This is a genomic window from Flagellimonas algarum, from assembly GCF_040513375.1.
Taxonomy (GTDB): domain Bacteria; phylum Bacteroidota; class Bacteroidia; order Flavobacteriales; family Flavobacteriaceae; genus Flagellimonas_B; species Flagellimonas_B algarum.
In genome coordinates this window covers 41,756-60,003 of sequence record NZ_JBEVTG010000001.1, presented here as the reverse complement: position 1 = coordinate 60,003, position 18,248 = coordinate 41,756, and the positions used below count along the sequence as shown (strand labels likewise).

24 protein-coding genes are annotated in these 18,248 nt (G+C 48.5%); 16 read left to right on the top strand and 8 right to left on the bottom strand.

The genetic code is table 11. From position 1 onward, the window contains the following. From ABV409_RS00320 to ABV409_RS00305, 4 genes are read right to left on the bottom strand one after another with little or no spacing between them, the layout of a single operon-like run. A complete protein-coding gene (locus ABV409_RS00320) occupies window positions 1-663 on the bottom strand; it encodes an SCO family protein (protein WP_353875469.1) in 663 nt (220 codons plus the stop codon). Beyond that, window positions 644-1,216: a toxin-antitoxin system YwqK family antitoxin gene (locus ABV409_RS00315; protein WP_353875467.1), complete on the bottom strand. Its 573-nt coding sequence runs from the start codon at window positions 1,214-1,216 to the stop codon at window positions 644-646. The genes ABV409_RS00320 and ABV409_RS00315 overlap by 20 nt, the downstream gene beginning before the upstream one ends. A gap of 4 nt (window positions 1,217-1,220) precedes the next feature. Then, entirely contained in the window at window positions 1,221-1,994 is a 774-nt protein-coding gene (locus ABV409_RS00310) for a YHYH protein (protein ID WP_353875466.1), read from the bottom strand. An 11-nt stretch (window positions 1,995-2,005) separates the two neighbouring features. After that, on the bottom strand, window positions 2,006-2,287 hold the full coding sequence (locus tag ABV409_RS00305; protein WP_353875464.1) for an EF-hand domain-containing protein: 282 nt from the start codon (window positions 2,285-2,287) through the stop codon (window positions 2,006-2,008). Between the two features lie 122 nt (window positions 2,288-2,409). Between ABV409_RS00305 and ABV409_RS00300 the strand changes: the two genes are divergently transcribed. From ABV409_RS00300 to ABV409_RS00225, 16 genes are all read left to right on the top strand, one after another. Further along, complete coding sequence (locus ABV409_RS00300) at window positions 2,410-2,991, top strand: RNA polymerase sigma factor (RefSeq protein WP_353875462.1); 582 nt, start codon at window positions 2,410-2,412, stop codon at window positions 2,989-2,991. A 54-nt stretch (window positions 2,992-3,045) separates the two neighbouring features. Then, complete coding sequence (locus ABV409_RS00295; protein WP_353875461.1) at window positions 3,046-3,363, top strand: hypothetical protein; 318 nt, start codon at window positions 3,046-3,048, stop codon at window positions 3,361-3,363. A 5-nt stretch (window positions 3,364-3,368) separates the two neighbouring features. Continuing rightward, window positions 3,369-3,839: a hypothetical protein gene (locus ABV409_RS00290; RefSeq protein WP_353875459.1), complete on the top strand. Its 471-nt coding sequence runs from the start codon at window positions 3,369-3,371 to the stop codon at window positions 3,837-3,839. Between the two features lie 165 nt (window positions 3,840-4,004). Beyond that, entirely contained in the window at window positions 4,005-5,621 is a 1,617-nt protein-coding gene (locus tag ABV409_RS00285) for a glutamate synthase-related protein (protein ID WP_353875457.1), read from the top strand. Between the two features lie 2 nt (window positions 5,622-5,623). After that, window positions 5,624-6,859, top strand: a complete 1,236-nt coding sequence (locus tag ABV409_RS00280; RefSeq protein ID WP_353875455.1) for a cation:proton antiporter — start codon at window positions 5,624-5,626, stop codon at window positions 6,857-6,859. A 4-nt stretch (window positions 6,860-6,863) separates the two neighbouring features. Next, complete coding sequence (locus ABV409_RS00275) at window positions 6,864-8,816, top strand: thiamine pyrophosphate-binding protein (RefSeq protein WP_353875453.1); 1,953 nt, start codon at window positions 6,864-6,866, stop codon at window positions 8,814-8,816. Beyond that, window positions 8,816-9,028, top strand: a complete 213-nt coding sequence (locus ABV409_RS00270) for a hypothetical protein (RefSeq protein WP_353875451.1) — start codon at window positions 8,816-8,818, stop codon at window positions 9,026-9,028. The genes ABV409_RS00275 and ABV409_RS00270 overlap by 1 nt, the downstream gene beginning before the upstream one ends. Next, a complete protein-coding gene (locus ABV409_RS00265) occupies window positions 9,025-9,381 on the top strand; it encodes a hypothetical protein (protein WP_353875449.1) in 357 nt (118 codons plus the stop codon). Before ABV409_RS00270 ends, ABV409_RS00265 begins: the two co-directional genes overlap by 4 nt. Next, window positions 9,381-10,412: a Rieske 2Fe-2S domain-containing protein gene (locus ABV409_RS00260; RefSeq protein WP_353875447.1), complete on the top strand. Its 1,032-nt coding sequence runs from the start codon at window positions 9,381-9,383 to the stop codon at window positions 10,410-10,412. Before ABV409_RS00265 ends, ABV409_RS00260 begins: the two co-directional genes overlap by 1 nt. A 1-nt stretch (window position 10,413) precedes the next feature. Then, a complete protein-coding gene (locus tag ABV409_RS00255; protein ID WP_353875446.1) occupies window positions 10,414-11,199 on the top strand; it encodes a hypothetical protein in 786 nt (261 codons plus the stop codon). 2 nt (window positions 11,200-11,201) lie between these two features. Further along, window positions 11,202-11,651, top strand: coding sequence for a YHS domain-containing (seleno)protein (locus tag ABV409_RS00250; RefSeq protein ID WP_353875444.1), 450 nt, complete (start codon window positions 11,202-11,204; stop codon window positions 11,649-11,651). Between the two features lie 55 nt (window positions 11,652-11,706). Then, window positions 11,707-12,327, top strand: coding sequence for a LysE family transporter (locus tag ABV409_RS00245; RefSeq protein ID WP_353875443.1), 621 nt, complete (start codon window positions 11,707-11,709; stop codon window positions 12,325-12,327). Between the two features lie 9 nt (window positions 12,328-12,336). Continuing rightward, on the top strand, window positions 12,337-12,822 hold the full coding sequence (locus ABV409_RS00240) for a DinB family protein (protein WP_353875441.1): 486 nt from the start codon (window positions 12,337-12,339) through the stop codon (window positions 12,820-12,822). After that, the gene (locus tag ABV409_RS00235) at window positions 12,810-13,532 is read left to right on the top strand and encodes an NRDE family protein (RefSeq protein ID WP_353875440.1); all 723 of its coding nucleotides are present in this window, start codon (window positions 12,810-12,812) and stop codon (window positions 13,530-13,532) included. The genes ABV409_RS00240 and ABV409_RS00235 overlap by 13 nt, the downstream gene beginning before the upstream one ends. Then, window positions 13,532-14,575, top strand: coding sequence for an ATP-grasp domain-containing protein (locus ABV409_RS00230; protein WP_353875439.1), 1,044 nt, complete (start codon window positions 13,532-13,534; stop codon window positions 14,573-14,575). The genes ABV409_RS00235 and ABV409_RS00230 overlap by 1 nt, the downstream gene beginning before the upstream one ends. 1 nt (window position 14,576) lies before the next feature. Then, entirely contained in the window at window positions 14,577-15,143 is a 567-nt protein-coding gene (locus tag ABV409_RS00225) for a hypothetical protein (RefSeq protein WP_353875437.1), read from the top strand. 16 nt (window positions 15,144-15,159) lie between these two features. On the opposite strand, the gene ABV409_RS00220 is transcribed toward ABV409_RS00225, so the two are convergent. The 4 genes from ABV409_RS00220 to rpe form a co-directional block, all read right to left on the bottom strand. Beyond that, on the bottom strand, window positions 15,160-15,906 hold the full coding sequence (locus ABV409_RS00220) for a hypothetical protein (RefSeq protein ID WP_353875436.1): 747 nt from the start codon (window positions 15,904-15,906) through the stop codon (window positions 15,160-15,162). Between the two features lie 3 nt (window positions 15,907-15,909). Next, window positions 15,910-16,434, bottom strand: coding sequence for an outer membrane beta-barrel protein (locus tag ABV409_RS00215; RefSeq protein ID WP_353875435.1), 525 nt, complete (start codon window positions 16,432-16,434; stop codon window positions 15,910-15,912). Window positions 16,435-16,517: 83 nt separating this feature from the next. Beyond that, window positions 16,518-17,498 (bottom strand): YpdA family putative bacillithiol disulfide reductase, encoded by a 981-nt coding sequence (locus ABV409_RS00210; protein WP_353875434.1) that lies wholly within the window; start codon window positions 17,496-17,498, stop codon window positions 16,518-16,520. Then, entirely contained in the window at window positions 17,498-18,157 is a 660-nt protein-coding gene (gene rpe / locus ABV409_RS00205; protein ID WP_353875432.1) for a ribulose-phosphate 3-epimerase, read from the bottom strand. Before rpe ends, ABV409_RS00210 begins: the two co-directional genes overlap by 1 nt. Window positions 18,158-18,248 lie beyond the last annotated feature (91 nt).

Genomic DNA, 18,248 nt, shown 5'->3' with positions numbered 1-18,248 from the left:
TCAATACTCCGCCTTCAAGGTTTTGATGTCGGCAATGAGCTGCGCTATGGCGGTCTTGTTCAAGCCATTGTAAATACCCCTGATGTGCTTTCGTTTATCGACCAAGATGAAATTCTCGGTGTGCAGAAAATCGGATGCCTCTTTGGAAAGCCCCAAATCCTCATCTACAAAATAGGCGTATCGCCCCAAATCATAGATAGTGCTTCGATCGCCCGTTACCAAATGCCATTTGCCGGCCTGCACACCCTTCGCATCGGCATAACGCTTTAAAACAGGCACGGAATCGTACAAGGGGGTTACCGAATGCGAAATCAATACGATTTCCTGATCGGATTCAAATGCTTCTTGGACCAATTGCATGTTCGCCGTCATTTTAGGGCAAATGCCCGGGCAGCTTGTGAAAAAGAAATCCGCAACATAGATTTTATCCGCAAAGGTGAGCTCCGTAATCGTATCGCCCAGTTGATTGATCAATTCAAAATCGGGGATGCGGTGCATCCCCCGGATCGAATCGCTGTTTTCTTCCAACCAAGTCGGGGTGAACGACGGATCATTGTAATAGGGCAAAACGGCCACGCGACTTTCTTTTCGTAGTGCTGTCCGGTCCTGGCATCCCCAAGAAACCAAAACCAGTAGGAGCATGCTATTTTTGAACCACTTCATCTTCCAATTCGTAACAGAGGTTCGCACGTTTCATTCCAAAGAACCGGCCGTTTCTAGCCTCATAGTTCACGTATAGTTTACCGGTTTCGAGCCAAGCCTTTTGCAGGCCCTCCTCCTTACCTTGATTGAAATACATCAATCGGGCCATTTGCCCATTGGGATACCATCGTTTTTGCACGCCGTGACGTACGCGATCGACATAATTCGATTCAGAACTCAAATACCCATTGGGCCACCAGGTCAATGATGTTCCTTCTAGGCGGTTCGTCTTGTAGGTCTTTTTGCTTGCCAATGCCCCATCTTCGTGCCAGCTGAAAGCGGTGCCTTGACGCTTGCCCTCAATGAAGGGGATTCGTGATGCCACTTGGCCATTGTGATGCCAGCTCAACGCCTGACCGTTAAACGGGCTGCCTTTGTAATGCCAAACACCCAGTTGTTTGTCTAAAACCAAGGTCGAAGCATCGATTCTGACAAATGATTGGTTGCGGTTTGGGGCCTGTCCGTCGACATCGCCTTGTGGGGCCCTCAACGTTACGAACCAAATCAGGCCCACTAGGCTAATTGATACTGCTAGGAGTGCCTTGGTAATCCCCTGGAAAAATGACATAATATTCATTGAGGTATAACTCATTTTGAATGTGGTAGTGGTATACGGGTTCATCGGAATGCTGGGTCAATCCGAAATGCCCGCCCGAGGCATCAAGGTCGGTCGGGTAATCACCGCTTTCAAAACACTTTCTTCCATATACAAAGAAGCCATCGGCAAGAATCCCGATAAGGGCATCGTCGTCGTCAGACCAAGCTTTGGGTTCCAAATGATAATGGTAGGCCGAAGGCCCGATATGGCCGCCACTCCAATCAAGACTCCCCGCGGCGCCGCTCAATGGTCCATTTCCTTCTTGGTCATTATAGATCGCCGCTCCGCTGACGGCGATGCCGATGGCCCCGAGATTGGTCGATGTACTGTTCGCCGCTAGTTGGGGATCTGAAGGAACGACCAAAGTCGCCGAGCCATTGAAATTCGGGATAATACTCGGGGTCAGTGCCACATCCGGTTCTTCACGATACAGGGCATTGCCCTCGCCCCAATAGACGGTCTCATGGTTTGGGAAGCCCGTAGTTTCTATCACGACATTGGTGCCGTCAAGGTAGATCGTGGTTTCGTTTTCATCGAATTCCGCGAAAGCGGCACTCAGGGTACCGCTCGAAATATCGTCATCGGAGCCCGTGGCATCGTTATTCCCCAACAGGGGGTCTTCACTGTCTGAACTGCAGGCCAACGCCGCCAAAAGCAATAGGGCGACACTGAAAATCATCGATTTGTTCTTCATCGGTGTCGTTTTTAATTACGGTTCGGTCTTTCCCTACGTTTCGGTTTGGGGGCCTTCTCCAGTTCTTCCCTTGAAATAAAACCGTCTTCGTTCGTATCGACCTTGTCGAAGTCCCTACTAAGGGGTCCTTTCACCTCCTTTTTGGAAAGTTTGCCATCTTCATTGGTGTCAAGGTGTTCGAAAATCTCATCGACTGTTGGTGGCTCACGCCGCTCTCGATCTTCATTGTTTGCTTGCGCCATGAGGGTGCCACTGGTGAAAAGGAACACCAAGGTGGATGCTACTAGCTTCATACCGTTTGTTTTCATGATTACTCTGTTTGTATAATTAGATGGAGATCGGTTAAAAAAACTTGCGCTTTGACTGCATTTTTTTGAAATCCCTTTATTTTGTAGCCACCTAAGACCATTGACTTTTGGAGGACAAGGACTTTTTGGACGCTTTGATCGCACAGAAGCAGGAAGCCTATGCCAAGCTTTTGGATACCTATCAAAAAATGGTGTTCAATACCTGTTTGTCGTTTGTTCCCAATGCTGAGGACGCCGAGGATATCGCCCAAGAGGTTTTTGTTGAAGTGTACCGCTCCATAAAGAAATTCAAGGGTGACGCGAAGCTTTCAACCTGGATTTATCGCATTTCGGTAAACAAGTCGTTGGAGTTCATCAGGAAAAAAAGTGCGAAAAAAAGATTCGGGTTCATGCAGTCGATATCAGGTGGCGTGGTGCCGATCGATCGATCAGGATATTTTACCGAATTCGATCACCCTGGCATATTGATGGAGCGCAAAGAGCAGCAAGAAATCCTGTTCAATGCCATTGACAAATTACCCGAAGCGCAAAAAGTGGTCTTTACCCTGAACAAAATCGACGGATTGAGCTATAAGGAAATAGCCGATATCACGCAGAAAAGTATTCCATCGATAGAATCCTTGTTGTTTCGCTCGCGAAAGAACTTAAAACGAATTTTAACGGCATATTATAAAAAAGAAGGTAGGTGACGCAAGGTTTTGATGCATTGCGCATCTAAATACGTAGAACCACCAACAAAAACCATGGATGAAAAAAAAACTACACCACAGTTGATCGAAGACCTCTTGGATTCGGCCGATCAGGTCGACCGCGTTGAGGTGCCCCCGTTCTTCAAGCACAAGGTATTGCAACGGTTAGAGCAGGAAGCTCACCCCGATGAAGCCCTTCCCATCCCTTATGGCTGGTTCACACCCAAAATCCAAATGGCGGCATTCGTCTTATTTGTGTTGATGAATGTAGGCGGCCTTTGGATATACAGCAACGCCAATGAAGCCGAAGAACTGCAAACTTTTGCCGAAAACTTCGGTTTGAGCACGTCAGAAGACTCAATCTTAAATTAAAGGCTATGAAAAAGAACGTATGGCTCCTAGTATTGCTGGTCTTTTTGATGGTCATGAACAGTGTTTTGCTGTATTTGGTATTGCGTGAACCGGATCGCGGACCCAAACGACCGCGGGAATTCATCACGGAACGCCTTGGTTTCGATGAAGCCCAGCAGCTTGAATTTTCTGAAATCGAAGCAGCCCATCGAGCGCAAATGCAACGCATAGACGAACGCTTCATCAGCCTGCGCGCCCAATTGTTTTCCGATATCGGTGCACGACCCAGGGCAGAGGTCTCCCAAGATTCCTTGATCGCTCTGATAGGATCGGTTTCGGCAGAACGTGAGCTGGAACTGCGGTCGTATTTCAAGCAGATCGAGGCGCTTTGTACCGATAGGCAAAAACGTGAATTACAGCATATCATCAATGGGGCCTTACGCCCGGGCCCGCCGGGCAGACGACCTCCTCGCAATGGTCCGCCACCCCCGCGATAGCACCAAAGCCAATGGCGCGTTTAAATGAGAAAGTCCTGGAATTTCGATTCTTGGACTTTTTTTTGGTCCTTGACCGTATTAAGAAAATTTTAGCATAACTTAAGGCGTAATGTTAAAAAAAGGCTTGCGACCTACTGCCAAGCAACTACGAGAACCACCAACACCATGAAAAACAACCTGATCGAAATCGCTAAGATTTCAACCCTTCAAAGCAAACAACCCACCTATGCCCTTGTCCATAATACCGACTTGGTCATTGTCAAACACGAAAAAGGCATTTCGGTCTTATATGGTAGGTGCCTTCACCGTGGGGCACTGATGGCCGATGGCCACGTGGAAGGGAATAACCTGATCTGCGGGGTGCATGGTTGGGATTACCGCTACGATACCGGGGTCAGCGAATACAATAACAGTGAAAAGCTACATAAGTTTCAAGAATTTATCGAGGGGGATTCGTTGATGGTCGATGGGGATGAAATCGCCCAATTTGAGATCGATCACCCACAACCTTTCGATCGTGAGACGTATTTGGGCCTTTATGCCGATACCCATCCTGAAGAAACCGAACCGTTTACGGGCTATATCAAAGAGTTGGCCAGAAATGGATTGAAGCACATCGGACACCATGGTTTTTCGGCTTCTATGGGCGTAGATCGTACCACCTTGCCCCAATGGAAAGACATCCAGTTTCTACCGGCCCAATTGGCTTCCAGACCTTTGTTAGATCATGAAGCGGTGGCCACTCAAGTCACCATCGGGTCTAAAGCAAAGAAACCGTTACAACTTGAGATTCCGATTTTCGTGAGTGACATGAGTTTCGGGGCCCTGTCACGCGAAGCGAAAATCGCCCTTTCGAAGGGAGCTGAAATGGCCGGAACGGGCATTTGCTCCGGTGAAGGCGGCATGCTGCCTGAAGAACAACAAAACAACTCCAGGTATTTCTATGAATTGGCTTCGGCCCAATTCGGATTCTCTTGGGACAAACTCGATAACGTACAGGCGTTTCACTTCAAAGGAGGACAAGGAGCGAAAACCGGAACCGGAGGGCATTTGCCCGGTACCAAAGTCAGCAAAGAGATCGCTGAGGTCCGTGGATTGAACGAGGGGGAAACGGCCATTAGTCCCGCCACCTTTCCGGATTTTCATGGAGTCGATGATTTCAAGGCCTTCGCCCAAAAAGTCAGGGAGCGCACCGGGGGCATACCCATTGGATTCAAAATCGCGGCCAGCCATATCGAAAAGGACATCCAATTCGCACTCGATGTCGGAGTCGATTACATCATTCTTGATGGCCGTGGTGGCGGAACGGGTTCCGCCCCGACCATACTTAGGGACAATATCAACGTACCGACCATACCTGCGTTGGCCAGGGCCCGAAAGTACTTGGACAAAGTAGGCGCAACAGACGTGAGCCTGATCATTACCGGCGGATTGCGGATCGCTGAAGATTTCGCAAAAGCCATGATGATGGGGGCCGATGCCATAGCGGTTTCCAATTCGGCCATCCAAGCCATAGGCTGCTTGGGCATGCGGGCTTGCGGTTCGAACAACTGTCCGGTGGGGATCGCGACACAAAAAGAACATTTACGGCAGCGATTGATCATCGATGCCTCAGCCAAACAATTGCATAATTTCTTTTCGGCGACTGCCGATTTGATCCGGGTCGTGGCACGTTCCTGTGGGTACGACGATATCAACAAATTCAATGCCGATGATTTGTCCACCTACGATATCGATATCCATCGCCTGACCGGAATTCCATATGCAGGGGTAAATCCGTAATCATGTTTCAGATTTTTACAGGCATCGTTGCCTTATCATCACTACTTAGTTTTTTGAATAAAAAACTGCTAAAACTTCCCGATACCATTGGCGTCATGGTGTTGGCCATCGTGGCTTCGTTATTGCTCGCCTTACTGGGCGTCTTTGATCAAGAAGCTTTCGTTTCGGTCTGTTCGATTATCGATACCATAGATTTTCGGACCATATTGTTCGATTTCTTGTTGGGTTTCTTGCTCTTCGCCGGTTCGATACACGTTGATCTCCATAGCCTAGTCGAAGAGAAAGGACCGGTTTTGGTCTATGCCTCGATCGGGGTCTTGATATCAACCGCGCTGATCGGTAGTTTGTTCTTTTACCTGGCCCACGCCTTGGGTATGGAAGTGCCCTATGTATACTGTCTTGTATTCGGGGCCCTGATCTCGCCCACGGACCCGATCGCGGTCCTGGCATTGCTAAAGAAAGCCGGGGCGCCCAAAGACATGGAAATCAAGATCGTCGGTGAATCTTTGTTCAATGACGGTGTCGGTATCGTGGTATTTATTTCCTTATTATCGATTGCCACGATGAGTGGGGGCCATGGGATCGAACCTTCACATATCGCCTTGGAATTCGTTCAAGAGGCTTTCGGTGGGGTAGTGCTTGGTTTTGCTTTGGGATTTGCGGGCAGGACCTTTTTAAAGCATATCGTCGGATCTCCGATAGTAGCCGTCCATATCACTTTGGCCATGGTCATGGGAGGGTATTGGTTGGCCTCGATGATCCATGTGTCCGGAGCTTTGGCGATGGTCGTCATGGGGTTGATGGTAGGCAATTATTTGCATACGACCTGCAATGACGATCCATTAAAAGAGAACATGACCGTATTCTGGAGGGTGTTGGATGAAGTCTTGAATGCCATACTGTTCGTTTTGATCGGTTTGGAAATCGTCAGTCTCGAATTCCAAAGTGGATACTTGGTGTTGGGTTTACTTGCCATTCCCTTGGTATTGGCTTCCCGTTTCGCTTCGGTGACCCTTTCGAATCTGTTCTTGAAAAAGAACCATCGCAGTGATTCCAAAAAAATAGCCATATTGACCTGGGCCGGCCTTCGAGGTGGTATATCGATCGCCTTGGCCCTGACCTTGCCGGAAGGGGAATTCCGCGAGGCCATCATTTTCACTACCTATTGTGTGGTGGTATTTTCGATCATCGTGCAAGGCCTGACCATTGATAAACTGGTCATCAAACTCTTAAGATAAACCTATGGAAGATAAAAAACTGATTTGGCACAAAGTCCTCGATAACAAAAAGGACCTTCCCGAGGGTCGCGTAAAGACCGTCACGGCAGCCCATAAAGGCATATGCCTGACCCACTTCAAAGGGACCTTTTCGGCGCTTGATAACAAATGTCCCCATCAAGGTGGGCCATTGGGTGAGGGATCCATTGAGAACGGCATGCTCCGTTGCCCTTGGCACGGCTGGGATTTCGATCCCTGCAGCGGAAAACCGCCCGGGGGTTATGACGATGGTATACCGACCTATGCATTGAAGGAAGAGGGTGATGCGATTTATGTTGGATTGGAGCCTGAACCGGAACATGAGGCCACCGTTTCCGATATCATGGCAGAAACCATGGTGAATTGGGGCGTGACCAAAGTATTCGGAATGGTCGGACACTCGAATTTGGGCTTTGCCGATGCCATGCGCCGTCAAGAGGCCAAAGGAAAACTGAATTTTTATGGGATCCGGCATGAAGGCGCCGCCGCCTTCGCAGCCTCCGCCTACGGAAAATTGACCGGAAGACCCGCAGCCTGTTTCTCCATTGCCGGCCCTGGCGCCACCAACATGTATACCGGGATGTGGGATGCCAAGGTCGATCGCGCCCCTTTACTCGCTTTGACCGGTCAAGTGGCCACCCAGGTGGTAGGAACCGGAAACTTCCAAGAAGTCGATTTGGTACGCGGGTTCAATACCGTGGCCGAGTTCAACCAACGGGTGCAAAGCGATAGCAAACACGCCGAATTGATGTCATTGGCCATCAAACATGCGATCCTAAACCGTGATGTATCCCATTTGACTTTCCCTGACGAAGTCCAGGAGCGAAAAGCCAAACCCAACGCCAAGGCACAATCTCACGAGCAAAGGATAACCTCATTGGAGATCGCTCCCCCGAAAACAGCCCTTCAAGATGCGGTAGCATTGATCAGAAAATCGAAGCGGCCGGTCATTATCATGGGGCATGGGGCGCGAAAGCACAAAAAAGCCATCATCGCATTTGCAGAAAGTATGAACGCCGCCGTGGTCACCACCTTTAAGGGGAAAGGATTGATTCCTGACGACCATCGATTGGGTGGTGGGGTCTTGGGCCGTAGCGGTACACCGATCGCCTCATGGTTTATGAACGAATCCGATCTATTGCTCGTTTTCGGGGCCTCCTTTTCGAACCATACCGGTATTACCCCGAAAAAACCGATCATCCAAGTTGATTTCGATCCTCTGGCGCTCAGTAAGTTCCACAAAGTCGAAGTGGCGGTTTGGGGCGAGATTTCAAGAACTTTGGAGCAATTCACCGAGGCTTTGACCGGACAGATCGATACCATCGATCAGACGGCTGAAATCGCTGAACGATGGGACATCTGGAAGGCTGAAAAGGCCAAGCGACTAAAAGAGACTTCGGATCAAGGGGTCAGCTCGATCGCGGTTTTCGAAGCGATGAACGCACTCACCCCAAAGAATGCCGTAATGTGTGTCGATGTCGGCAACAATGCCTATTCCTTTGGACGCTATTTCGAACCTTCTGATCAAGACTTCTTGATGTCGGGGTATCTGGGTTCCATTGGCTTTGCCCTACCGGCCGCTATCGGTGCCTGGACGGCAGTTGAAGGAAAACGCCCTGTGGTTGCCGTTGCCGGTGATGGTGGGCTGTGTCAGTATCTCGCCGAGATCACCACCTTGGTCAAGTATGGTATGGACGTCAAACTTATTGTATTGAACAACCACGAATTAGGCAAGATATCCAAAGAACAACGGGCCGGGGAGTTCGATGTTTGGAAGACCGGTCTTTCCAATCCGAATTTTGCGGATTTCGCGATTTCTTGCGGGGCTTGGGGCCATCGAGTTGAAGAACAAGCGGGTCTGGAAGCTGCCATGAAGGCCCTATTCGCGCAAGACGGTCCTGCCGTATTGGAAGTTATGACCGATGTAAACTTGATCTAATGGAACTAGTGATACAAATCTTCTTGGGGACTTTGGCCGCCTATACGATACTAGGAATTTTGGTTTCCCTGTTCCTGGTCTTTCGATCCGTTTCGAAGCTCGATCCGGTTTTGGCCAATAGCAAGAAAAGCGTCAGGATCTTACTGTTTCCCGGCATGGTGGCCACCTGGCCCTTCTTGCTGAAGAAAATGCTTAAATCCGAAGAGCGATGATAGCAACACAACGACGTGCCCATCGATGGATCTGGGTCGGCCTCAGCCTGGTAATTATGCTACTCTTAGTGCAGATCATTCCACGGTTGGATTATGCACGAACCGATACGGTTCATAGCGATAAGACCGAGAATATCCAACTTGTTCGTTCCGAAGGCCATATCGAGCTGCAACTGAATACGCCGTTGAAAGCTGCTTCTGCCGTAGTTTATGGGCTATCCCCGAAAGGGAAGTCGGTGCTAGGTCAATTGCAGGGCGCGAAAAGTTACCGATTTAAGATCGATGATTCGGTGACAGGAATCCTGATCGTCGATGAACTGCGGAATAATGAACTCTTTAAAACCGAACTTTAATGGGCTTGGATTATACTTGGGTACTATGGAACAAGCAGAAAAAGCGATATGATCGCTTCATTGCCATCGGTATGGTATCTTATTTGGTGCTGTTCCTTGCGATCGGTTTTTTGACCAACCCTGAAATGATCGCTGAAACATTAATCATCCGGGCCTTTGGATCCCTGGCTTTGTTATTGCTTCATATCATCTTGATCATCGGACCTTTGTCCCGATTAAACCCAAAGTTCTTGCCCTTGTTGTACAACCGTAGGCATTTGGGGGTCAGCATGTTTTTGGCGGCCTTGATCCATGGGGTGATCTCGATCATCCAATTCCATACCCTGGGCGATACCAACCCGATTTATTCGATTTTTACCGAAAACCTGGATTATGGATCCTTGCGGGATTTTCCGTTCCAAGTCCTCGGTTTTTTGGCGTTGCTCATCCTGTTCGTCATGGCTTCGACGAGCCATGATTTCTTTTTGCATAACCTCTCGGCCCGGGTTTGGAAGCGTTTGCACATGATGGTTTACTTGGCCTATGCCCTGATTTTGATGCATGTATTCCTTGGGGCCTTTCAACAAGAGACCTATACCGTGACCAGCTTGGTCTTGGTTCTTGGTTTCATACTGTTATGCGCCTTGCACCTTAGCGCGGCTTTTAAAGAAGCTAGGATCGATGGCCAAAAAGCCCAGTTGGTCGACACCACCTGGCAAAAGGTCTGTTCGTCTTCAGAGATCAAAGAAGGCAGGGCCAAACTATTTACTGTCGGTGGTGAACGCGTGGCCTTATTCAAACATCAAGGTGCCATTTCCGCCGTTCACAATGTCTGCAAACACCAAGGCGGTCCGCTGGGAGAGGGTAAGATCATCGATGGTTGCATTACCTGTCCATGGCATGGATACCAATATTTACCGCATAATGGGCAATCCCCACCACCATTTACCGAAAAAATCAAGACCTATGCCCTTAAACTGGAAAACGGGTCGATTTATATCGATCCCCAGGGGTTTGAAGAAGGAACCGAAGTATCACCATTAGTTTGTTAGCATGCAGGAAAACGAGGAATTCTATGTGGGTTATGTCAATGCAGTAGGCAAAAAGACGAAAAAGCAGCTGAGAAGCTTTGTGATGCTGGCCTTGGGGCTGTTGTTGTTGGCAGGTTCGGCCTTCGCGTTTTTTCAACGTCCTGCGGCCAACAGTTCCTTTGATTTCGGGGCTCCCACCGAAGTGACGGGGGTTTTCCATGAATCACCCTACCCGATGTTAAGGGTGCGTTTGACGGAAAACGAATACAAGGAAATCGTCTTATTGGGATTTGGGAAATTCGGAGCGAACCCCTATTTGAAGGAAGTGCGCGAAACCTATGGCGATCTCCATGCGAAGACCTTACAGATCGAAGGGGAGTTGATTTATTATAACGGCAAAACCTTGTTGCAGATCGATGACAGCCAAAAAGTGACGGTCTTGGGTGATGCTGAGTACGATGAAGCGACCCTGGCCTTAGGCCAAAGATCGATCCAAGGGGAGATTATCGATCCCAAATGCTATTTCGGGGTGATGAAACCCGGCCATGGGAAAATCCACAGAAGTTGTGCGGCCCTTTGTATCGCAGGGGGCATGCCCCCAGTATTGGTGAGTGCCGCTGAAAGTGGGGAGGAAGCATATTTTTTATTGACCGATTTGAAAGGAAAACCAATCCACAAAGACATATTACCGTATATAGGGCAACCCGCCCTTATAAACGGGGAAGTGGAGCAGATCGGGGATTGGAAGTTGATGAAGATTTCCGTGGATCGCATCCAAAAGTTGGATCAAACATCAACAATATTTTGAAAATGAAGTTACCATTAAGCTTTTTTGTCGTCTTATGGATAGGGTTCGCAGGTTTTGCCCAATCGATCGATTACAATACCAAGAAAGGGTATGTCGCCAATGGGTATGATGTCGTCAGTTATTTTGATGGAACCGCCGTTCAAGGAAAAAAACAGCATACAGCGACCCATGATGGGGTCAAGTATAAGTTCGCAACGGCCGAAAATCTAAAGACCTTCAAGGCCGAACCTGAGAAATACGTTCCCCTTTACGGAGGATATTGTGCCTATGCCGTGGCGACCAAAAGCGATAAGGTGTCGATCGACCCTGAAACTTTCGAAATCCGCGATGGGCGATTACTTTTGTTCTACAATGCCTGGGGTACGAATACCTTGGAACTGTGGGAACAGGATTCACCGGAAAAATTGAAGGCCAAGGCCGATCAAAACTGGGAGAAAATCAAGAACGACTAAGCCAACGGATCAAGTGTTGCAGCTAAGGAACTTTATCAAATTAGTGATCGCAGGGATGCTCATCAGCTTTGTTGGTGCCCTGCCTTTGGGTTCGCTCAACATCACGGCCTTTGATATTGCTGCGAATGATGGCTTTACCAGTGCCATCGGGTTCGCCTTGGCGGCCATTGTCGTAGAACTGATCTATGTACGCTTGACCCTATTGGGAAATCGCAAATTGGTCGTTGGCGATCGGTTTGCCCGCTATGCCTTGCCTTTTGCGGCGGCCCTCCTTTTGTATTTAGCGATAGCCAGTTTTTATACGGCAAAGGTTTCAGTCGATGTCCCTATTGGACCGATGCTGTTTCCCAAAATCGCTTCGCCCATTCTATTGGGCCTATTGCTCAGTGCCTTGAATCCATTACAGATCCCGTTTTGGATGCTTTGGAACAAATATTTATTGGACAAGGGTATTTTGGTCCATCAACGGTCTTCATACGCCGGATATATGATGGGCATTGGATCGGGCACCTTTTTAGGATTGCTGGTCTTTATGTTCTTGGGCCGGTTCATCGTATCGAATTATGAAGGGTACCATGAGGTGACCAATACCATTCTTGGGATCTTATACCTCGGTTTTTCATGTTATTTGCTGATATTGCTCTATAAAAAACGTACAAATCTTAAAACACCCTAAACCAGAATGATGTTCGAATCTTCAATACAAACCCTTGAACAGTTCAAAGCCGTGTTGTGCCAGTTGCCGGAAGCGTGTTATTCACGGCCAATTGAGGTGCTATCGAATGCGACTATCGGTCAACACTCGAGACATGTGATCGAATTGTATAGCTGTTTGATCGCTGGCTATGAAGGCAGCATGGTCTGTTATGACAAACGCCAGCGCGACAAAAAGATCGAACATGAGGTGGCCTATGCCATTGAACAGTTGGAAACCATCCAAGCGCATTTGAAAAAACCGAACAAGCCTTTGCAAGTCGCCTATGAATTGGGTGGGCAAGAAGTGGTTTTGGATTCCAATTACAACCGCGAGGTCATGTACAACCTGGAACATGCGATCCACCATCATGCATTGATCAAGGTGGGTATTTTAGACCAGACCGACATCATCGTTCCCGAAAGTTTTGGGGTAGCCCCCTCTACGATGCAATATCGAAAGGTATGTGTACAGTAAGCTATATCAAAAACGGACCGACCGTGTTGATCACGAGCAATCGCGATGAGCACATCATGCGCAAAAATGCCCTGGCTCCGGCCGAGCAGGATATCAATGGTAAAAAAGTCGTGTTCCCTAAAGACCCGAAAGCGGGTGGTTCTTGGTTTGCCGTAGCCGAAGACGGTGCGGTGGTCGTTTTGTTGAACGGTGCTTTTGAAAAGCATGTTTCCAGCGGACCTTATCGGAAAAGCAGGGGTTTGGTCGTATTGGATGTAGCCTCGCAAGAACATCGAAAGCCTTTTTTAAAGTCGATGGAGCTTGAAGGTATCGAACCCTTTACCTTACTAGTGTACGAGCAGGGAGCACTACACGAACTTCGATGGGACGGTTTACGAAAGACGCTGTCAAACAAGGATATAGGTCAAGCCCATATTTGGTCATCGGCTACCCTGTACGACCCGGAAACCATAGCCCATCGTGAAGGACTTTTCGAGGATTTTCTTGACCAGGGTGAGCGAAGCGCTGCAGGTGTAATCGCTTTCCATTCGAGCGACAATGGTGATTCGGAAAACGGCTTCATAATCGATCGCAAGACCGGTTTAAAGACTTTTAGCGTAACCCAGGCTATCATTTCGCAAAACACGGTGACATTAGATCATCACGATTTATTGAATGCCAAGACCTATAGAACGGTATTGGACGGCCAACAGCTTGAACCCACGAATTGATGGAACGATTGAAATTGACATGGCATCGCTTGACACATTGGGAGTATTGGCCCTTATGGGCGGTCTATTACCCGCTGTTTCCCGTTTGGCTGTATTTTTCGATTAAGGCACGCTCTTTTTTCTTTTTCAACGCCGCAAACCCAATGATGAAAAACGGTGGCATGGCCATGGAATCCAAAAAAGATATTTATGAGATGATTCCTGACCGGTATATCCCAAAAACGATTTTGATCGAAAAAGGGAATACCGCAGCCAAGATGCTCGATCAGGTCAAAAAGGCTTCCATTTCCTTCCCCTTGATCGCCAAACCGGATATCGGTATGAAAGCCTTTGGGGTGGCCAAAGTATATGACGAACAAGGGTTATCGGCTTATCTTAAGCAGAGCCCGGAGGATTTTTTGGTCCAGGAGTTGATCGAGTATCCCAAAGAAGTGGGCATTTTCTATGTGAGACATCCGGATGAACCCAAAGGGCGTATAACAGGCATCGTTTCGAAGGAGTTTCTCGCTGTAGTCGGTGATGGCATGGCGACCATTGAGCAGCTGATCAAACGCAATCCACGTAGTCATTTACAACTCAAAGCCTTGCGCAAACGTTTCGGTAAGAAATTGCATTCGGTGTTGGGTGAAGGGGAACAGTTCATTTTGGTGCCCTATGGGAGCCATACCCGAGGTGCTAAATTCATTGACTATTCGCACCGTATCAATCCGGATTTGGTCGAGGTCATCGATACGATCTGTACCCAAATACCCGAATTCCATTACGGTCGTCTCGATGTGTTGTATCGTTCATTTGACGAACTGAGTGCCGGAAAGCACTTTTCGGTCATTGAAATCAATGGGGCAGGAGGTGAAGCCACCCATATCTACGACCCCAAACATTCGCTGTTCTTCGCATGGAAAGAGATCACACGGCATTGGAACCAGTTGAATTTGATCAGTATCAAAAACCACCAACGTGGTTTTTCATATTTGAGTTTTAAAGATGGTCGGGCCATGCTTCGCGAAAATGGGGCCTTGGAAGAACAACTAAAATTGGTATGATATGAAGTTAACACGGTTGATCTTGATTTTGATGGGATGTGTAGTGACCTCGGTTGCAGCCCAACAGGCTGATATGCCGAAAAACCAATTAGGGATTTCGGCCCAATTTTACCCTGCGGGATTCATTCCGACCGTGAACCTAGAACATCACCTCAAAGGAAAAACCTCCTTGCTGCTCCGTTTGGGAGCCAACATCGTCGACCGTCAAGACTTCAGTGATGTGAACCTGACGGAAGAAGGCACGGGTTTTGGAGGATCATTGGGGGTTCGAAACCGCTATCCTTGGGGTAAAGGGGATTTTATCGCCGGTTTGAATTTGGATGTGTGGAGCCTGACCATTGATTGGACCGATATCGCTCCTACCGATGCCCCGCTTTCAGGGAGTACCTATACCTTGGTCGTGCAACCTTGGTTGGAAGCCGGGTATTTTTTGCCCATAAAAAATAGCAATTCACAAATCGGGTTTTCCTTGGGTTTCGGTCGTGAAATCAATGCGATAACCAGTGGTGAAGAGGTCGAACAAGGGTTTATCGCCAGTGCTTCCTTACAATTCCAATTTGGGCTATAGGGGATGAACTACTAGTTCAGGAGGTGAGTGCCTCAAAAGCGACATCCAAAAACGAAACCACCGCTTCCTCATTATGATTCCCAACCGCTAATACCGCGCCTTTGAATCCCTCGTTTTTCCATTCTCCCAGCGGAAGCGGATCGAAATCTTCCGTTGCGATACCCTCATGCCCATGATATCCGCTGATATAGAAATAGTGTTGGTCGACCATGCTGTCAGGAATGGCCATTCCCATTCCCACCGAACGCCCAGAACCATCTTCCAAGACCACGAACGCCCCGGTATCGAAGTGATGCGGCCAAACGCGCACATCCGATGGGAGTTTGATTTTTTCCAAGAATGCACCTAACGCATCATTGGCCAGTACCCGTAACGCGAGCAAGGCATCGATTTGATCGACATTTTTCTTTTCAAAGACAAAGTCCGCATCCCATTCGAAATCCAGGGCATAGTGAAGGTCAAAGCGATAAGGCGTTTCAAAACCAAGGTCTTTGGCCGACCGTTCCAACCAATGGAGGGCTTCTTGATGCGATTTACCATGCAATTCGAAATGGGTTTTTGCCGCATCCGTCCAGCACAAACTGAAATTGGGGACATCGAATCGCAACTGCAGCCCCTGGTCATTCAGTGGCCAGCTTTCAAAGCTGCGGCTTGTACTGTCAAAATTGACATTCGTATGGCTGTCATCGGCCTTGGCTGCCGAGAAACTCTTTCCGGCCATGGCCAGGAATTGGGAAGCGAGATGTAGTTGTCGGTTCATCATGGATCAATTTTGGTTTTGATGATGGGTCGGTTTTTGAAGTAGGAATACGGCGCCAATAGTAAAGAACTCATCACTCAAAGCCCCGATTACCCCTTTGAATTCGGTAAACAACAATACTCCGCCGGTATTGTAGTGGAAGCCCGCACCATAATTGATGCCGGGAGCCGTTTCGCGTAAAAGGGTCCCGGCCGTTGATGGAATGCGCTCTTGGTCTGAACTGAAGTTGAATCCCCCAACGGGATAGATTCCGAAACGCGGCGCTAGCTCGAAAAGGTAGTGTGCGTTCAGATTGATCTCCCAAACGGAGGTTTCATAGGTGTCATCGAGCTGTTGGTAGGGGAAAAAGGAAAACTCCGGACCAAAACAAAATCGTTCGTTCACCCCAAAATATGCCCTGACATTGGCACCGATCAACGAGGTAGCCGGTGCGGTGGTCGGTCCGATACCTACCATCCAACCTTCTTGGGCCGACAAAAAGGATGCGTGACATAAGAGGTAAAGGAGAAGAAGGCGTTTGGTCGGCGACATAGTTAAATGTAAGCAATAGTTTCAATATCAACGGTCTAGCGGCCGTTGCTTACGAGTCTAAAGTCGCAATGTATATGGGAAACTTACGTTAGCGCACTGCTTTTCCTTCGCTTGATCGCCTCGATGATCATCGGGGCGTGTACCCGGGAGTTTTCGATAAACCATTTGTGGGTTTCCATCCCACCACAGATCACTCCGGCGAGGAAGAGTCCCTCGACATTCGACTCCATGGTTTCGGGATCGTATTGGGGAAGTTTCTTTCCATCATCCGAAAGGACGATACCCAGGGCTTCAAGGAAGTTGAAGTTGGGGCGATATCCGGTCAAGGCCAAGACGAAGTCATTGGCAATCGTCAGCGTACCGTCAGGGGTGGTGATATCGAGTTCATTCTCCCTGATTTCGGAAACATTGGCATTGAAATAGGCTTTGATGCTGCCTTCTTCGATGCGATTGATGATATCGGGCCGTACCCAATACTTGACCCGTTGACCGACTTCGGGCTGCCGTATGATCAGGGTAACCTCCGATCCTTTTCGCCAACATTCCAAGGCGGCATCAACGGCCGAATTACTGGCACCGATGACGGCCAGCTTTTGACTGGCATAAAAATGGGGGTCTTTGTAATAATGCGAAACCTTAGGCAGCGATTCTCCCGGCACGTCGATCAGGTTGGGCAAATCATAAAAACCGGTGGCCACGATCAAATTGTCGGCGCTGTAATGGTCTTTGGAGGTTTCGATATGGAACTTCCGATCTGTTTTGGAGACTTGTTCGACCTTCTCGAACAATTTCATATCCAGGTCGTTTGAAGTGACGATACGCCGATAGTATTCCAACGCTTCGTTGCGTTTGGGTTTGGCTTCTTTACTGATAAAAGGAATGCCGTCTATTTCCAATTTCTCCGATGAGGAGAAAAACTGCATATTGATCGGATAGTTGAAAAGGGAATTGACTATGGGGCCTTTTTCGATAATCGTGTAGCTCAGGCCGTTTTTTTGGGCTTCCAGGCCACAGGCGATACCAATGGGTCCCCCTCCGATGATGACCACATCAAAATGCTGCATTAGGGCAATTCTTTTTTTAGGTTTTGAATCGTTTGGATCGGATCGTCACTACCGAAAACAAAACTCCCGGCAACCAGCACATCAGCCCCGGTGGTGACCAACTTTTTGGCATTTTTCGAACCAACGCCCCCATCGATCTCGATCAGGGTCTTTGCCTCTTGCTCCGTAATCATCCGTTTCAGGTCGGAAACTTTTTTATAGGTGTTCTTGATAAACGATTGCCCTCCGAAACCGGGATTGACGCTCATCAGGCAGACCAAGTCGACTTCGGTCATGATGTCATCGAGAACATGGGTCGGTGTATGCGGATTCAAGGCAACCCCTGCCTTCATACCCGCATTTTTAATGGCCTGCACGGTACGGTGCAAATGGGTGCAGGCTTCATAGTGCACAGTGAGTACATCGGCACCCAAGTCGGCAAAGGTTTGGATGTAGCGATCCGGATCGATGATCATCAAATGCACGTCCAGCGTTTTCTTGGCATGTGCGGCTATGGCCTTGATCACCGGCATACCGAAAGAGATATTCGGTACGAATACCCCATCCATCACATCAAGATGAAACCAATCGGCCTCACTTTGGTTGACCATTTCAATGGCATCTTGGAGATTCGCGAAATCGGCGGCCAATAAAGAAGGGGCAATGCGTGCGGTGCTCATAGTACGGAAATATGGTACAAAAGTACGGAAATGCGGTGAGCTTGATTTGGGCCGGAAAAGTGCTTGGAAAGGAATTTTGTAAAATTTGCTA

Excerpts from the sequence above, each read along its gene's own strand:
- ABV409_RS00320 (WP_353875469.1), bottom strand. The coding sequence starts at position 663 with ATGAAGTGGTTCAAAAATAGCATGCTCCTACTGGTTTTGGTTTCTTGG.
- ABV409_RS00310 (WP_353875466.1), bottom strand. The coding sequence starts at position 1,994 with ATGAAGAACAAATCGATGATTTTCAGTGTCGCCCTATTGCTTTTGGCG.
- ABV409_RS00305 (WP_353875464.1), bottom strand. The coding sequence starts at position 2,287 with ATGAAGCTAGTAGCATCCACCTTGGTGTTCCTTTTCACCAGTGGCACC.
- ABV409_RS00295 (WP_353875461.1), top strand. The coding sequence starts at position 3,046 with ATGGATGAAAAAAAAACTACACCACAGTTGATCGAAGACCTCTTGGAT.
- ABV409_RS00290 (WP_353875459.1), top strand. The coding sequence starts at position 3,369 with ATGAAAAAGAACGTATGGCTCCTAGTATTGCTGGTCTTTTTGATGGTC.
- ABV409_RS00285 (WP_353875457.1), top strand. The coding sequence starts at position 4,005 with ATGAAAAACAACCTGATCGAAATCGCTAAGATTTCAACCCTTCAAAGC.
- ABV409_RS00280 (WP_353875455.1), top strand. The coding sequence starts at position 5,624 with ATGTTTCAGATTTTTACAGGCATCGTTGCCTTATCATCACTACTTAGT.
- ABV409_RS00275 (WP_353875453.1), top strand. The coding sequence starts at position 6,864 with ATGGAAGATAAAAAACTGATTTGGCACAAAGTCCTCGATAACAAAAAG.
- ABV409_RS00270 (WP_353875451.1), top strand. The coding sequence starts at position 8,816 with ATGGAACTAGTGATACAAATCTTCTTGGGGACTTTGGCCGCCTATACG.
- ABV409_RS00265 (WP_353875449.1), top strand. The coding sequence starts at position 9,025 with ATGATAGCAACACAACGACGTGCCCATCGATGGATCTGGGTCGGCCTC.
- ABV409_RS00260 (WP_353875447.1), top strand. The coding sequence starts at position 9,381 with ATGGGCTTGGATTATACTTGGGTACTATGGAACAAGCAGAAAAAGCGA.
- ABV409_RS00255 (WP_353875446.1), top strand. The coding sequence starts at position 10,414 with ATGCAGGAAAACGAGGAATTCTATGTGGGTTATGTCAATGCAGTAGGC.
- ABV409_RS00250 (WP_353875444.1), top strand. The coding sequence starts at position 11,202 with ATGAAGTTACCATTAAGCTTTTTTGTCGTCTTATGGATAGGGTTCGCA.
- ABV409_RS00245 (WP_353875443.1), top strand. The coding sequence starts at position 11,707 with ATGCTCATCAGCTTTGTTGGTGCCCTGCCTTTGGGTTCGCTCAACATC.
- ABV409_RS00240 (WP_353875441.1), top strand. The coding sequence starts at position 12,337 with ATGTTCGAATCTTCAATACAAACCCTTGAACAGTTCAAAGCCGTGTTG.
- ABV409_RS00235 (WP_353875440.1), top strand. The coding sequence starts at position 12,810 with ATGTGTACAGTAAGCTATATCAAAAACGGACCGACCGTGTTGATCACG.
- ABV409_RS00230 (WP_353875439.1), top strand. The coding sequence starts at position 13,532 with ATGGAACGATTGAAATTGACATGGCATCGCTTGACACATTGGGAGTAT.
- ABV409_RS00225 (WP_353875437.1), top strand. The coding sequence starts at position 14,577 with ATGAAGTTAACACGGTTGATCTTGATTTTGATGGGATGTGTAGTGACC.
- ABV409_RS00220 (WP_353875436.1), bottom strand. The coding sequence starts at position 15,906 with ATGATGAACCGACAACTACATCTCGCTTCCCAATTCCTGGCCATGGCC.
- ABV409_RS00215 (WP_353875435.1), bottom strand. The coding sequence starts at position 16,434 with ATGTCGCCGACCAAACGCCTTCTTCTCCTTTACCTCTTATGTCACGCA.
- ABV409_RS00210 (WP_353875434.1), bottom strand. The coding sequence starts at position 17,498 with ATGCAGCATTTTGATGTGGTCATCATCGGAGGGGGACCCATTGGTATC.
- rpe (WP_353875432.1), bottom strand. The coding sequence starts at position 18,157 with ATGAGCACCGCACGCATTGCCCCTTCTTTATTGGCCGCCGATTTCGCG.